A 13677-nucleotide genomic window follows, 5' to 3' on the forward strand; every position below is an offset into this window, starting at 1 on the left:
TCATGGATTTTATTTCAATCCTCTCAATCTTCATATTGGCCTGTTTCGTGGGCTATTATGTCGTCTGGTCGGTTACGCCTGCACTGCATACGCCGCTCATGGCGGTGACGAATGCAATCTCCTCGGTCATCATTGTCGGCGCGCTCATCGCGAGCGCAGCCGCCGCCGTGCCGGGCGCGAAGTGGCTGGGCCTTGCCGCCGTCGTTCTCGCCAGTATCAATATCTTCGGCGGCTTCGCGGTCACCGAGCGCATGCTGGCCATGTATAAGAAGAAGGAGCGCAAATAATGAGCGCGCTTCTGGTTTCCGCATCCGCCGCGCATGGCTCCGTCAACCCATGGGTGGCGCTGGCCTATCTGGTCGCCGGGGTTTTCTTTATTCTGGCACTGCGGGGCCTAAGCTCTCCGGTCAGTGCACGGTCGGGCAATCGCTATGGCATGGCGGGCATGGCCATCGCTGTCGTAACGACGCTCGCGACCCATTTTAACGCCGATATCTGGGAGATCGCGATCGCGATCGCGATCGGCGCGGTTATCGGCATCGTGACCGCGCGGCGGATCGCCATGACCGCGATGCCGCAGCTCGTGGCCGCTTTCCACAGCCTAGTCGGCCTTGCCGCCGTGCTGGTTGCGGGCGCTGCGTTTCTGAATCCGGCCAGTTTTGGAATTATGGGCGCAGACGGCGCCATTCTGTCCGTCAGCCGCATCGAAATGGCGCTGGGTGCGGCGATCGGCGCAATCACCTTCTCCGGCTCGGTCATCGCCTTCCTGAAGCTGAACGGCAATATGTCCGGATCGCCGATCCTGCTACCTGCGCGGCACGTCATCAATCTGGGCGTGCTGATCGGCATCATCGTGCTCGTCGGCCTCTATGCAGCGGCACCGGGTATGGGGGCGGGCGAAGGCTTCTATTTCCCTGTCATCGTCATCCTGGCCTTTGCCATCGGCTTCCTGCTGATCATTCCGATCGGCGGAGCGGACATGCCGGTCGTCGTTTCGATGCTGAACAGCTATTCCGGCTGGGCCGCCGCGGCGATGGGCTTCACGCTCGGCAACAGCGCGATGATCATCACCGGCGCGCTGGTGGGCTCCTCCGGCGCGATCCTCAGCTACATCATGTGCCGCGCGATGAACCGAAGCTTCATCAGCGTAATTGCGGGCGGCTTCGGCGCGGAAACCGGCGGAGACAGCGGCGGCGGCGAGAAGATCGACCGGCCATGGAAGCGCGGCAGCGCAGACGATGCCGCCTTCCTGATGAAACAGGCCGAGAACGTCATCATCGTACCCGGTTACGGCATGGCCGTGGCACAGGCCCAGCATTCGCTGCGCGAAATGGCGGACATGCTGAAGGCCGAAGGGGTGAATGTGAAATATGCCATCCATCCCGTCGCCGGCCGCATGCCGGGCCATATGAACGTGTTGCTCGCCGAAGCGAACGTGCCCTATGACGAGGTGTTCGAACTGGAGGATATCAACAGCGAATTTAGCCAGGCCGATGTCGCCTTCGTGATCGGCGCGAACGACGTTACCAATCCGGCTGCGAAAACCGACAAGACCTCGCCTATCTACGGTATGCCCGTGCTCGATGTGGAAAAAGCGAAGACCGTCCTGTTCATCAAGCGATCGATGGGCGGCGTGGGCTATGCAGGGGTGGACAACGAAGTCTTCTATCGCGACAACACGATGATGTTGCTCTCCGACGCAAAGAAAATGTGCGAGGAGATCGTGAAGGCGCTCGACTGAAGAAGCGGGCGTTCAGGGTTAGGATACACAGATCAGAATGCGTAAGATTGGTCTCATCGGCGGGATGAGCTGGGTCTCGACCGAGCTTTATTATCGTCGTATCAACACCAAGGTCCAACAGGCGTGTGGCCATGATTTCTCCGCGCCGATGGTCATTGAAAGTCTTGATTTCAACGGCTTGATCCGCACGACCGACAAGCCGGCTTGGTCGGAAGCGGCGGAGATTATTTCATCCGCCGCCAAGCGGGTGGAGCAGGCCGGGGCCACGGCCATCCTGATCGCGGCCAACAGCATGCACAAGGTTTATGACGAGGTGGTCGATGCCGTCTCGATCCCGGTGCTGCACATCGCCGATGCAGTGGGCGCCAGGATGAAGGCGGACGGCGTCACCAGCGCCGCGCTGATCGGCACGCGCAATGTGATGACCGAACCCTGGTATCGCCAGCGCCTGATCGAGCACGGCGTCTCCCTGCTTCCGCCGGATATGGACCGGGTCGAGGAGTTGGACCGGATCATCTATGATGAGCTGATGAAGGGCATTGTCCGCCGCGATGCCGAGCGAACGCTCAAGACGTTCATCACCAATATCGACAAGACCGGCGTCAAGGCGGTGGTGCTGGGCTGCACCGAGCTAAATCTGATCGTCGATGTGAACGCCAACATCCTGCCGATCTACGACAGCACAACGATCCACGCGGATGCTGGCGTGGATTGGATTCTCGGCGCCGACTGAACCGGATCGGGCAGGCGGCGCCGCGTAGATTTCCTTCCCCTTTGTAGGGGAGAGGAGAGTGTGGTTCAGCCTGCGCGGTTCCAGGTCTGAGTCTTGCAGAACGGCCCGATGCAACCCTTAACCTGAAGCTGGCCCGCCGACTTGCGCTGCAGCAGCGAACGGTAGGTCTTGCCGGTCTTCGGATCGTAGATTTCGCCGCGCCATTCGTCGCCGTCCTCGCTGAAACCCGTCAGCACCGGCAAGCCCATAAGCTTGCGCGAGCGCAGCGATTTGTCGGGATTGTGAATGTCGCGCTGATCGAAGCCGCGCGGCGGGGTCTTCAGGAACTTGACGATCTTTCCGCACAGTTTCTGACCGCAAGGCGCGATTTCGACCACCGCGGCCTTGTCTTCGGTGACCCAGCGACCGGTGACCGGCTGCGCAGCGAATGCCGGCGCTGTGACGGCGACGAGGGCGGCAGCAGCGAAAGCCTTGATGGGTTTCACGGGCAAAATCTCCTAATGACTGTTTCCGCGATTATTGCGGATGCGCGATGTCTTAGGGCTGAACGGAGCGAACGGATAGCCGTTTCGCTCCGCCGCAGCATTTGCACTTTCCCTAATCCCCAAGGTTGGCAGCTGTCAGAGGCTGAAGGCGTCGGCGATCGAGCAAGCCGCCGGGCCCAGGATCACGATGAACAGCACCGGCAGAATGAACAGGATCAGCGGCACCGTCATGATCGCAGGAAGGCGCGCTGCCTTTTCCTCGGCGCGCATCATGCGCTCGTTGCGAAATTCGGCGGACAATACGCGCAAGGCCGAAGCGAGCGGCGTGCCGTATTTCTCGGTCTGGATCATGGTGGTGACCACGCCCCGGACCGCATCGAGATTGACGCGGTAGGCAAGGTTTTCAAACGCCATGCGCCGCTCGGTAAGGAAGCCGAGTTCGATTGCGGTCAGGGCGAATTCGTCGCCCAGTTCCGGATAACCCCGGCCCAGCTCACGCGCGACGCGGCCAAAGGCTGCATCGACCGTGAGGCCGGCTTCAGCGCAAATCACGAGCAGGTCGAGCGCGTCGGGCAGCCCCTTGCGGATCGCGTCGGAACGCTTGGTGATCGCGTTCTTCACGAAAATATCCGGTGCCTTGTAGCTTCCGATAAGCGCGAAGGCGAACGTGCCGAAACGCTTCAGCTCGGACCAGTCGCCCAATCCGCCGAACCCGTAAATGAACAGCGCCGCGCCGCCGCCGATCACGATGGGGAGCACCATGCGCGCGAAAATGACGGCCACGGCGAGTTCTTTGGAACGCCAGCCGGCCTGAGCCAGCTTCTGCTGGACCTCTTTCAGCTGGCTGTCCTGCAGCACTTGGAGGCGCGAAAGAATTGCGCGCATCTGATCGGTCGTCTCGTTCTTCTTCACGAGCGAGGCACGCTTCTTGGCGGTGGACGCCGTGATGCCTGCTTTCAGCTGCTCACGCCGTTCATTCAGCGCCTTGACGCGCTTGGCCATGGGATCGCTAACGGTAACGGCAGCGTAGATGGCCAGAAATACGGCAGCCGCCGCCACGCCCGCCAGAATGGTGGCGACGTAGAACACATCGATGCCGAGGAGCGTGGGGCCGCTATTGGGTTCCATGGATCGTCTGGCTCCTCAGATCTCGAAATTGACCATTTTGGCCATGATGAAGCCGCCGATCGACATCCAGATCAGGCCGCCCATACCGGCGATGATCAGCCGGTCCTCGCTGAAGAAGCCCGACAGATATTCCGGGTTCATCCAGTAGACGATACCGAACACGAAAAAGGGCAGGGATCCCACAATGTAGGCGGACGCCTTTGATTCGGAGCTCATCGCCTTGATCTTCAGTTTCATCTGCGCACGCTTGCGCAGCACATCGGCGAGATTGCCGAGCGTCTCCGCCAGATTGCCGCCGGTTTCGCGCTGGATAGCTAAGGTGATGACGAAGAACTGAAACTCCGCCGTGCCGAGCCGTTCCGCCACTTCCTGCAATGCATCTTCCATCGCATGCCCGATCTTGATTTTTTCCGTGACGCGCTTGAATTCTTCGCCCACCGGGCCGGGAACTTCCTTGGCGACAACTGCAAGGGTCTCGCCAATCGGAAGGCCTGATTTCAGGCCACGAACCAAAAGCTCGAGTGCATCGGGGAAGCGCGCGGTGAACTTGTTAATTCGCCGGGTAATCATCTTTCCGACCACCAGATGGGGCAGGCCGAAGCCGATGATGCCGCCTAGAAGAAGGCTGAAGATCAGCGGCGCGCCCTTGGCCATCAGCCCCAGAAAAACGAACGCGAACAGGCCACCGCAAATGGCCATATATTTCTGGATCGAGATGACCTTGCCGGTCTGTTGCAGCCGCAGGATCAGCTTTTCGGTCCGGCTGCCGCTTTTGGCATTGCGGGGCCGCTGGGCGGCAACCGCCTTGCGCATCTGCTTTTCGACCAGAGCAGCGTCGCTGTCGCTATGGCGCAGCTTCACGGCGGTAAGCCGCCGGCTGCTGGCCTTGCTGACATTCGGCCCGGCGAACGCCATCACCACCATGCCGAGCATGATCACCATCGTCGCGATGAACATCAGCATTTGTACGTTCATCGGACAAACTCCGCTTGCGCGTTAGATGGGTAAAGGCCGTTCGCTGACATTGCTGCGGCGATCAGGCCTTCGCCTTGGCTTTCGAAGGCAGCAGGGATGAGAAGGAGAAGCTGCTCTTGCCGGACTTCTTCGATTTGCCTGCTTCGGCACCATCGGTCTGCTCATCCTCTTCGGCCTGACCCACGATCATGTCGGCAATGCCCTTGATCGCAGCGGATGCCTTGCTGGAACGGACGGCCTCGACGATCGGCTTACCCAGCTTGGACGCCTGCGCGGCCGACTTGGGATCGGCTGGCACCATGAAATCGATCTTGTGCTCGATCGAGGACTCGAAATCCTTGCGACTGATCTCCAGCGCGGAGCTCTGCACCTTGTTGGCCACCAGGATCGGGCGGCTCTGCGGCGCATTTGCCTTCAGCCAGGCGAGCAGGCGGATGGTATCGCGCGCAGCCGCGAGCGACAGTTCGGTCACGATGACATGCACCTGCAGATCGTGCACTAGATGCGGATAGTTGATCAGCATATTGCGCGGCAGATCGATCACGGTCGCCTCGAACGCCCCGCGGAACTCCTCCTGCAACTGGAAGAAGGCGGTGCCGTCGGTCATGATCGGATTGCTGATCGGGGCCTCGGCGGAGAGCAGCGAAAGCTTGTCGTTTGCCTTGATCATAGCGCGTTCGATGAACAGCCCGTCGATACGGCTGGGATTGTCGATCGCGTCCGTCAGCCCTCGGCCAGGCTCCAGATCGAGAGACAGCGCACCGGTGCCGAAATGGACATCCAGGTCGAGAAGCGCGGTCAGACGGCCAAGACGGTCGCTCAAAAGCCAGGCGAGCGAAGTGGCAACGGTCGATGCGCCGACGCCGCCACGAACGCCGATAACGGCGGTGCTGATGTGGCTACGGATACCTCCGTCGTCCTCGGCCCTCGGTGCGTTCATCATCGCCTGCGCCTGCGCAATGGAATCGCGAAGGGCATCGGGGCCGAATGGCTTCAGCAGATAGTCGTGCAGACCGCTCACCATCAGATCACGGTAAAGACGCACATCGTTGATCTGGCCGACCGCGATCACCATCGTGCCGGGCTCGCACACTTCTGCCAGGCCGTTGATATCGTTCAGCGGATCTCCGGACTCGGACAGGTCGACCAGAAGAATGTTGGGGCTGGCCGAAACGGACAGCGACTGGATGGCATTGCGCAGCCCGCCTTTGCTGACCTTTTCCGGTGCCCAGCCCATGTCGTCGCAGACGGAGCGGACGATGTCATAGGTGTTCACATCGCAGACATACGCCTCGAACGGATCACGCGAGCCGCCGGCTTTCCAGGGTGCGTTCATCAGTTGTCTCCCGTTTCGCCGCTGCGATAGGCCTCGACAGGGCGAACGGCGCGGGTGCTGTCATGGCCGTGCGCATCCTGACCGCGGACCAGATCCTCCGGATCGGCGATCATCGCGGCGAGGTTGCTGTTCGTGGCGCAGCCATAATTGGTGTGATTGCCGCCGGTATAGTTCGCCTCGCTCTTCTTGCTCCAGTCGGGGCAGGAGGGAACGGACGCACGCGACCGCGTAAGCACGACGCGCACCGTCCCCGGCACGACGGCACCTGCGGTTACCGGTGCGGTATCAACAACCGCCACGTCGTAGTTGGCGGCGATGTTCGAGACCTCAGTCGCGGTGCCGGCATCGGCGAAGCCGCCGCCATAATCGATCGCGATACGATCCCCATAACCTGCGTCCAGGGCCGTCATCCATTCGCCCAGACGCTGACGTTCGCCCGGTGCCAGGCCGTTTGCGCCTGCGTTAAGGTCAATCGCGTAATTGGCACGCGTCACCACCGGCTGGTGAACCGAATACATCGTGCGATTGACGTGGCTGCCGGTACAACCCGCCAGCGACAGGCCGATAGCGGCGATCATAAGCTTTGCTGAAATATGCATGGAAGCTGACCTTTCTGGCTGTCGGGGCGCGTTAATAGCTGAAGCCGGGAGCGGCGGTGTCGTTGCTGGCGCGCGCGTTGGAGTTGGCCGGTGCAGCATTGCCGATTGCCGGACCCGCAGGCTCTTCCGGCGCGATCGTTGGCATCGGGCGGGTTCCGCCGCTGACACCGTCGCTCTGCCGGTTCAGAAGCAGCCTCTGGGCATCGTTCGGGCTCTGATAGCCATCGGTCGGCAGAACGATCTCGTTATCCGAAACAGGCTCCACCAGATAGGGCGTGACGATGATCATCAGCTCGGTTTCATTGCGCCGCCAGCCGTTCGATTTGAATAGATTGCCGAGGATCGGGATGTCGCCCGCCCCAGGCATCTTCTCGACAGAACTGGTCGATGCGTTGCTCAGAAGTCCTGCGATCATGAAGCTCTGGCCGGAGCCGAGTTCCACGGTCGTTTCCGCGCGCCGCGTGATCACCGCGGGAATTTCGGTTCCGCCGAAACGAACCGCGCCGACGCTGGAGATATCGGAGACTTCGGGGCGAACGCGCAGGGAGATGCGGCCATTGGCCAGCACTGTGGGCGTATATTGCAACTGCACGCCGTAATTGCGGAATTCGACCGTGGTGGCACCCAGGCCGTTTGCGATGGGGATCGGGAACTCACCGCCCGCCAGAAATTCCGCGGTTTCACCGGACACGGTCGTCAGATTTGGCTCCGCCAATGTGGAGATGAGACCTGCGGTTTCCGAAAGATCGAACGCGGCAGCCACGTCCAGACCGAACAGGCGCCCAGCAGCCTGAATGACGTTTGCGCCGCTTGGAATGTTGAACTTGTACTGCGTGCCGCTGGTCACGAACTGGCCGGTTGCCGGGTCGAAGGGCAGGCTGATGCTGCCCGGCGGCAGGCCGAATTGCGACGATGCGTCGAGCACCGGCAGGCCCTTGGTGGGCGTGCCCGAGATATTCACAAAGTCACGGCCGCGGGCGACACCGAACAGGAAGCCGCCGCTCGTGTCGCGCGTGGCCAGATTGCCGTTGATTTCCTTGGCGAGCGAACGGCTCACTTCGGCGATGCGCACGCGCAGGTTCACTTGCAACGGCGTCTTGGTGCGTACTCGGCTGATTACCTTGGTGCTGTCGCCGACGAACGCCTGGACGAGGCGCTCTGCCTCGGCTGCGTCCTCGGGATTGGCGACGGTGCCGGTCAGCAAGGTCACGCCGTTCAGGCTGTTGGTCCGCAAATTGGCCTCGGGCATGGCCAATGTAAGCATCTGATCGATCGTCTCGATATTGCGTCCCGTGCGGATAATTGCGCTGTAGACGGTCTTGCCCGCACCATTGGTAGCGTAGAAGGTGGTTTCGCCCGGCGCTTTACCAAACAGGTAAATCTGCCGCGGGTTGGTCACCTGCACATCGGCCACCGAAGGATCGGCGACGAAGACGTCGGTAATGCTGGAGGGCAAATTGATCTGCTCACCCCTGCCGACCGAGAGGGTGAGCGTGCGGCTGGGCCGATCGGTCTGCTGTGCAGCAGCCGGGGTGGCGGCGATCATCGCCGGGGCGATTGCCGAAGCCGCGGCCAGTGCGAACAACGCGGCTCCCGGCTTGATGCGAAGAAACTTCCTCATGACCCTATCTCCGGTCGAACGTAACGGTGGTGGAGTTATTGCCCCGGGCGACGTTCACGACGGGCCCTTTGGCTTCCTCCTCTGCCTTTTCCTCGATCGCCTTTTTCTCAGGCGCGGTCTGCGGCGGGATGCTGCGGCGCTGGAAGCGCGAGACGTCTCCGCCGGTCGAATAGCTGGATTTGCCGTCGATCGGTCGCTGGGCGAGACTGCGCAGCACGCGCTCCTCTTCCTCTGGATCGCTGGTGGCGGGCACCTTGATCGCGCCCGAAGCGATCGCTTCCTCCAGATCGGTGGAGCTGTCGGCGAGCGAGCGTAGCGACAGACTGATCGTGCCGATGGTCTGCGCCACGGTGATTTTTTCCGCGATCCGCGGCGTGGCTTCCAGCGTTACCAGTTGATAGCCGGTGGCTACGGTCTTGCCGCTCTCGTCCACCTGGGGCTCGGTACGCTGGTCGGTCGCCAGAACGCGCAGGTTGCGGATGATCGTTTCCGAAACCTTCAGCGGCTTGTTGGTCGAGTTCTCGACAGCAACGCCGTCCACATTCTGAGTCAGCACGAGATCGACCCGGTCTCCCGGAAAAACAAATCCTGCAACGCCGGTAAGGCCGGAAACCGGCACGGTGACGGCACGCATGCCGGGGCCGAGCGCGGCGGCAAGGAAGCCGCGATCGCCGGGGGAGACCAGCGCACCATGCGTCAGCGGTTCGCCCGCCGTAATGGCGTGGCGAACGACGGTGCCTTGCAATTTGGTGATATCGACGGCGCCCTCTGCACCTTCGATGAAATAGGCATCGGTCACCATTTCGGCGGGCCAGGGCTGATAGCGAAGGCTGTCCGCGGTAATGATTGTACCTACCGGAAGGCCGCGAGTGGCGACCAGAACCTTGGGCCCTGTCGGCTGCGCCGCGGCCTGGGTTTCAGGAGCCGCGGAACCCATGAACAGGCTGCGCGCCATGAACGCGGCGATGGCGGCGATGAACAGCGCCCCCACGAGCAGAATGAGTTTTCTCTTGTCCATGACGCCTGTTGTCTCCCTGAAGGCCCCTTTTGGTCAGCGTGGATCAATCAGCCATATTGGTTAAAATATCGTTCACCGCAGATGATGAGCCCGGCGATAGCAATCGCCACGCCATAGGGTATCTGGGCAAATCCCTGACGCTTCGCGAAGCGATGCTCCATCCAGAAAATTACGGTTACGATCGCGCCCAGAATTGCGGTGTAGAAAAGCATCCGCGTCGTGGTGGTCCAATCGAACCAGAGCGCCATGGCGGTGAACAGCTTCACGTCCCCGCCGCCCATCGCGCGCAGATAGAAGAACAGCGAAAACAGCAGGAACACGATCACGCCGGTGATCAGGTGCAGCGCCATGTCCGGCCAGACGGGTTCTCCGTTCGCGATCCACCATAATGGCGCGCCGATCGCGATCGGTAACACGATCTTGTTGTAGATCTTGCGATCCTTGATGTCGGTATAGACAGTCACCAGCAGCAAGATTGCCAAGGCGGCGAGCAGCCCGTAAGCGAAGGGGTTCCCAGTCATAGCCCCCTCGTTAACCAGCATTGCTTGCCAAATGGTAACCATAGACCGCAGAGCCATTCCGGACGCCGCCACGGAGAGCCACTGGCAAGCCGAAGACGGCTGGTCGATACGCCGGATCGACTGGCGCGCAGACGTGCCGAAAGGATCGATCCTGTTCCTTCCCGGACGCGGCGATATCTACGAGAAGTATCTCGAGACATTGCACGGCTTCTGGACAAACGGTTGGAATGTCACCGCCAGCGACTGGCGCGGGCAGGCCGGTTCGGGCCGTTTCTCCGAAGAACCCAATGTCGGCCACGTAGATGATTTCGCGACCTGGATCGCGGATCTGGCCTGGTTCTGGAAAAATTGGGCTGCGCAGACGCCTGGACCGCATATTCTGATGGGCCATAGCATGGGCGGCCATCTGGTCCTGCGGGCGTTGGCGGAACGGGCCGTCGATCCCGACGCTGCCATTCTGAGTGCGCCGATGCTGGGCATTCATGCGGGCGGCGTTCCCTATTGGGTGGGCCATGCTTATGCGCGGTTGATGACGCGGATCGGCAATCCGGCGCGGGCGGCTTGGAAGGATAGCGAGAAGCCGGGATCGCGCCCCAGCGAACGTCATAAGCTGCTGACCCATGACAAGGCGCGCTATGATGATGAGTCGGGCTGGTGGGCGCTTCGTCCCGAATTGAAAATGGGGCCGGCAAGTTGGGGCTGGGTTGAACGGGCGATGGATTCCATCCGCGGGCTGGAGCGAACGGGCACGTTGGAAGCGATCGACACCCCGATGCTGATCGTGGCGACAACGGCGGATCAGCTGGTGGACACCCGGCGGATCATAACCGATGCAAAACGTCTGCCCAATGTCGAATTGGTGCTGTACGGCGATGAGGCAGCGCACGAGCTTTTGCGTGAGGCCGATCCGGTGCGCGATCAGGTAATGGCAACCATCGGCGCGTTCCTGGAACGGCAGACGCAGTGAGCGATTTCGACATTGCGATCACTGGCGCCGGAATGGCGGGCGCCAGCCTTGCCGCCGCGCTCGCACCGCATCGCTCGGTCCTGCTGCTCGAGGGAGAGGACCAGGCGGGCTATCATAGCACCGGCAGGTCGGCCGCCTTCTGGGATGAGAGTTATGGTGGCCCAGGGGTGCAGCCGCTTACCAGCGCCTCTTTTCCCGCGCTTTCCGAAGGCGGGTTCCTGCGCCCGCGCGGCGCGCTGCATATTGCGCAAAGCGGTCAGCAGCAGGACGTGGCGGCAATGTTGGATGCCTTTGCAGATAGCCCGGTGCGCATGGAAGAACTCGATCGCGGCGGGATCGAAGAGCGGGTGCCCGGCATCCGTGCGGGCTGGGATCACGGGGTATGGGAGCCCGATTGCCGCGATATCGACGTGGGAAGCCTTCATGCGCATTATCTTTCGGCATCGGCGCGCGCAGGGGCCACGCTGCAGACTCGCGCATCGCTGCGTCAGGCCCAATGGTCAGGCGATGAGTGGCTCATCGAAACCGCGGCCGGCTCGTTTTCGGCGGCGCTGCTGGTCAACGCGGCTGGCGCGTGGGCGGATGCCGTAGCCCTAGCGAGCGGCGTGCGCCGTTGCGGTATTCGCCCTTTTCGCCGCTCGATCGCGCAGATCCGAACGCGCCCGGCGGCGAGCGCCGATCTTCCACTGATCCTCGGCCTAGACGGCAGTTTCTATTTCAAGCCGGACGCTGGCGGGCGTCTGTGGCTCAGCCCGCATGACGAGGTGCCGAGCGATCCCTGCGACGCTGCGCCTGAGGAAATCGCCATCGCGACCGCAATCGCGCGGTTCGAAGAGGTGGTCGATTGGACGGTCGAGACCGTGGAACGTCGCTGGGCGGGACTGCGCAGCTTTGCGCCCGATCGGCTGCCGGTCATCGGCCGCGCGCCGGACAATGATGCCTTTTTCTGGTTCGCCGGGCAGGGCGGTTTCGGCATACAGACCGCGCCGGCGGCGGCCGCGCTAGCCGCGTATCTTATTCTGGGATCGGGGAAAATGCCGGACGCAATAGAGCCGGCACGTTATTCGCCTGCGCGCTTCGCCTGATCAGTCTTCGGCGTCGTAATCGGGCGGGGGCGGTCCGGCGGCCTGTTCCGCTGCATCGCTCGCCAGACGGTCGACCCGCTCGTTCTCGGGATGGCCGGCATGGCCTTTTACCCACACCCATTCGATATGATGCTGCGCGCAAGCGTCGAGCAGTGCGCGCCACAGATCCTCGTTACGCACCGGCTTCTTCTGGCTGTTCTTCCAACCGTTTTTTTGCCAGCCGATCACCCAGCGGGTGATCCCGTCTAGAACATATTTGCTGTCGGTGGTCACAACGACATTGCACGGCTCGATCAGCAGCTTCAGCGCCTCGATCGCGGCGGTGAGCTCCATGCGATTGTTGGTGGTGTTCGCCTCGCCGCCTGAAAGTTCCTTCTCATGACCCTTGAAGCGCAGCAGCGCTCCCCAGCCGCCAGGCCCCGGATTGCCCTTGCACGCGCCGTCGGTGAAAATTTCGACCGTCTTCATGCCGGGCGTTCTCCTGAATTGCTGCGATGCGCGAACGGGTTGCCGCGCTCCCCGTCCATCACGGCGCGATAAAAGTCCAGCCGTCGCAGGAAGGCAAGAGGGTCCTTCCGGGTCACCAGCGCGTCCGGCGGGGTCGCGATCCAGTCGTAAGCGCGGGTAAGCAGGAAGCGCAGGCATGCGCCGCGCGCCAGCAAGGGCAGCGCCTGTTCCTCAGCTTCTGTAAGCCCGAAACCGGCGCGATAGGCGCAAACCAGCGCCTGCGAGACATCCTCGTCGAAGCCCGTGCCGTCCGGCTTAAAGCACCAGGCCGCATGCGTGACCGCCAGATCGTAAGCGCGGATATCCGTGCAGGCGAAGTAGAAATCGATAATTCCGGTGACCGCGCCGTCCAGCATCAGGACATTATCGGGAAAAAGATCGGCATGGATCGGTGCTGTTTCGAGCTGAAGCGGCCATTGCTCTTTAACCAGTTTCAGCTCCGCCTCGATCCGCGGCCCCAAATCGGGAGCGATCGCCCTCAGCCCGTCGCGGTCGCACCGGGCGGCGAGGGCCTGCCATCCTTCAGGCCCCAGGCTATTGGGTCGCTGGCCGTCAAAGTCCGCCCAAGCGGCATGCATCTGCGCCAGCGCCGTTCCGACGCTCGCCGCCTGGTCTGCATTGGGCCGCTCCGGCGATATGCCGTTCAGGAACGCGATGAGGCATGCGGGACGACCGGCCACTTCCTGCACCACGCGGCCCTCTTGATCTTCGATGAACGCAGGGACGGGCAGGCCGCGCGCGGCGAGATGGCCGACGAGATCGATAAAATAAGGCAGATCGCTTTCATCCACCCTGTTCTCGTAGAGCGTCAGGATGAATTGCGCGCTGGTGGTCTCGACGAGATAATTGCTGTTTTCCACCCCCTCGGCAATACCCTTGCAGGCACGCGGCGCGCCGACGTCATAACGCGCCAGCAGCCGGGCGAGCGCATCCGGCGAAACCTGCGTATAGACCGCCAAGA

General features: G+C 62.0%; 15 protein-coding genes. 5 read left to right on the forward strand and 10 right to left on the reverse strand.

The genetic code is table 11. The features are described 5' to 3' along the window. Positions 1-2: 2 nt before the first annotated feature. Genes I6A82_RS07725 through I6A82_RS07735 form a run of 3 tightly spaced genes read left to right on the forward strand, consistent with a single transcriptional unit; the run spans position 3 to position 2474 of the window. The gene (locus tag I6A82_RS07725) at positions 3-287 is read left to right on the forward strand and encodes an NAD(P) transhydrogenase subunit alpha (protein WP_187335787.1); all 285 of its coding nucleotides are present in this window, start codon (positions 3-5) and stop codon (positions 285-287) included. After that, the gene (locus I6A82_RS07730) at positions 287-1741 is read left to right on the forward strand and encodes an NAD(P)(+) transhydrogenase (Re/Si-specific) subunit beta (RefSeq protein WP_198094396.1); all 1455 of its coding nucleotides are present in this window, start codon (positions 287-289) and stop codon (positions 1739-1741) included. Before I6A82_RS07725 ends, I6A82_RS07730 begins: the two co-directional genes overlap by 1 nt. A gap of 37 nt (positions 1742-1778) precedes the next feature. Then, positions 1779-2474, forward strand: coding sequence for an aspartate/glutamate racemase family protein (locus I6A82_RS07735; RefSeq protein WP_198094397.1), 696 nt, complete (start codon positions 1779-1781; stop codon positions 2472-2474). A 65-nt stretch (positions 2475-2539) separates the two neighbouring features. Here I6A82_RS07735 and I6A82_RS07740 read toward each other — a convergent pair whose 3' ends face one another. From I6A82_RS07740 to I6A82_RS07775, 8 genes are all read right to left on the reverse strand, one after another. Next, entirely contained in the window at positions 2540-2959 is a 420-nt protein-coding gene (locus I6A82_RS07740; protein WP_198094398.1) for a DUF2147 domain-containing protein, read from the reverse strand. Positions 2960-3094: 135 nt separating this feature from the next. Continuing rightward, positions 3095-4087 carry a type II secretion system F family protein gene (locus tag I6A82_RS07745; RefSeq protein WP_187335791.1) on the reverse strand — a complete coding sequence of 331 codons (993 nt, stop codon included), beginning with the start codon at positions 4085-4087 and terminating at the stop codon, positions 3095-3097. A 15-nt stretch (positions 4088-4102) separates the two neighbouring features. Beyond that, the gene (locus I6A82_RS07750) at positions 4103-5062 is read right to left on the reverse strand and encodes a type II secretion system F family protein (RefSeq protein WP_198094399.1); all 960 of its coding nucleotides are present in this window, start codon (positions 5060-5062) and stop codon (positions 4103-4105) included. Between the two features lie 61 nt (positions 5063-5123). Beyond that, positions 5124-6398 carry an AAA family ATPase gene (locus tag I6A82_RS07755; RefSeq protein WP_198094400.1) on the reverse strand — a complete coding sequence of 425 codons (1275 nt, stop codon included), beginning with the start codon at positions 6396-6398 and terminating at the stop codon, positions 5124-5126. Beyond that, positions 6398-6976, reverse strand: coding sequence for a CpaD family pilus assembly protein (locus I6A82_RS07760; protein WP_198094401.1), 579 nt, complete (start codon positions 6974-6976; stop codon positions 6398-6400). The genes I6A82_RS07755 and I6A82_RS07760 overlap by 1 nt, the downstream gene beginning before the upstream one ends. Positions 6977-7028: 52 nt before the next feature. Then, the gene (locus tag I6A82_RS07765) at positions 7029-8618 is read right to left on the reverse strand and encodes a type II and III secretion system protein family protein (protein WP_198094402.1); all 1590 of its coding nucleotides are present in this window, start codon (positions 8616-8618) and stop codon (positions 7029-7031) included. A gap of 4 nt (positions 8619-8622) precedes the next feature. Next, the gene (cpaB, locus tag I6A82_RS07770; protein ID WP_198094403.1) at positions 8623-9636 is read right to left on the reverse strand and encodes a Flp pilus assembly protein CpaB; all 1014 of its coding nucleotides are present in this window, start codon (positions 9634-9636) and stop codon (positions 8623-8625) included. A 47-nt stretch (positions 9637-9683) separates the two neighbouring features. Continuing rightward, a complete protein-coding gene (locus tag I6A82_RS07775) occupies positions 9684-10157 on the reverse strand; it encodes an A24 family peptidase (RefSeq protein WP_198094404.1) in 474 nt (157 codons plus the stop codon). A 31-nt stretch (positions 10158-10188) separates the two neighbouring features. Here I6A82_RS07775 and I6A82_RS07780 point away from each other — a divergent pair, with 31 nt between their 5' ends. Further along, on the forward strand, positions 10189-11124 hold the full coding sequence (locus tag I6A82_RS07780) for an alpha/beta fold hydrolase (RefSeq protein WP_198094405.1): 936 nt from the start codon (positions 10189-10191) through the stop codon (positions 11122-11124). Beyond that, positions 11121-12209, forward strand: a complete 1089-nt coding sequence (locus tag I6A82_RS07785; protein ID WP_198094406.1) for an NAD(P)/FAD-dependent oxidoreductase — start codon at positions 11121-11123, stop codon at positions 12207-12209. The genes I6A82_RS07780 and I6A82_RS07785 overlap by 4 nt, the downstream gene beginning before the upstream one ends. On the opposite strand, the gene rnhA is transcribed toward I6A82_RS07785, so the two are convergent. Next, on the reverse strand, positions 12210-12677 hold the full coding sequence (gene rnhA, locus I6A82_RS07790) for a ribonuclease HI (RefSeq protein ID WP_187335800.1): 468 nt from the start codon (positions 12675-12677) through the stop codon (positions 12210-12212). Beyond that, a complete protein-coding gene (gene thrB, locus I6A82_RS07795) occupies positions 12674-13675 on the reverse strand; it encodes a homoserine kinase (protein WP_198094407.1) in 1002 nt (333 codons plus the stop codon). Before thrB ends, rnhA begins: the two co-directional genes overlap by 4 nt. Positions 13676-13677 lie beyond the last annotated feature (2 nt).

The sequence above is a fragment of the Novosphingopyxis sp. YJ-S2-01 genome, assembly GCF_016093175.1.
Classification (GTDB): domain Bacteria; phylum Pseudomonadota; class Alphaproteobacteria; order Sphingomonadales; family Sphingomonadaceae; genus Novosphingopyxis; species Novosphingopyxis iocasae.